We start from the raw sequence: 1,182 nt of genomic DNA, 5'->3' as shown, positions 1-1,182 counted from the left end.
ACTCCCAAGTTAAATTATTTGGCATTCGGAGTTTGTCTGAATTCGGTAACCCTAGAGGGGCCCCTCGTCCAAACAGTGCTCTACCTCCAATAATCATCACTTGAGGCTAGCCCTAAAGCTATTTCGGAGAGAACCAGCTATCTCCAAGTTCGATTGGAATTTCTCCGCTACCCACACCTCATCCGCTCACTTTTCAACGTAAGTCGGTTCGGTCCTCCATTCAGTGTTACCTGAACTTCAACCTGGACATGGGTAGATCACTTGGTTTCGGGTCTACGACCAGATACTCATTCGCCCTATTCAGACTCGCTTTCGCTACGGCTCCACATTTACTGCTTAACCTTGCATCAAATCGTAACTCGCCGGTTCATTCTACAAAAGGCACGCCATCACCCATTAACGGGCTCTGACTATTTGTAAGCACACGGTTTCAGGTTCTATTTCACTCCCCTTCCGGGGTGCTTTTCACCTTTCCCTCACGGTACTGGTTCACTATCGGTCACTAGAGAGTATTTAGCCTTGGGAGATGGTCCTCCCAGATTCCGACGGAATTACACGTGTTCCGCCGTACTCAGGATCCACTCAGGAGAGAAATAACTTTCGACTACAGGACCTTTACCTTCTATGGTTGGCTTTTCCAAAACCATTCGTCTAATTATTTCCTTTGTAACTCCGTATTGAGTGTCCTACAACCCCAATAGGCAAGCCTATTGGTTTGGGCTATTCCCGTTTCGCTCGCCGCTACTCAGGGAATCGAGTTTTCTTTCTCTTCCTCCGGGTACTAAGATGTTTCAGTTCTCCGGGTGTGCCTTCTCACATACTATGTATTCATATGTGGATAACATGACATAACTCATGCTGGGTTTCCCCATTCGGAAATCTCTGGATCAAAGCGTACTTACAGCTCCCCAAAGCATATCGTCGTTAGTAACGTCCTTCTTCGGCTTCTAGTGCCAAGGCATCCACCGTGCGCCCTTAATAACTTAATCATGTAAATCCTTAGTTAAGCACTGTGTATCGAAGATACAACCATGTTTAACTAACCTTTACCAGTTATTAATCTGTGATGTCGTCTAAAAAGACGACGCGCGATTATTAAGCTTGTTGAATTTCGTTAAAAATTCACTCGGTTTTTTGCTTGGTAAAATCTATTTGCTTACTTATCTAGTTTTCAATGTGCAA

1 rRNA gene is annotated in these 1,182 nt (G+C 44.8%); it reads right to left on the bottom strand.

Features of this window, described 5'->3' with window-relative positions:
• Nucleotides 1-989: ribosomal RNA gene (locus tag LQ682_RS13985) — 23S ribosomal RNA — on the bottom strand; the annotation flags it as partial.
• Nucleotides 990-1,182: the final 193 nt, after the last annotated feature.

It is taken from the genome of Mammaliicoccus sp. A-M4 (genome assembly GCF_022386955.1).
Taxonomy (GTDB): domain Bacteria; phylum Bacillota; class Bacilli; order Staphylococcales; family Staphylococcaceae; genus Mammaliicoccus; species Mammaliicoccus lentus.
The sequence above is the reverse complement of the archived record's forward strand: the minus strand, read 5'-3'. Positions and strand labels throughout refer to the sequence as shown.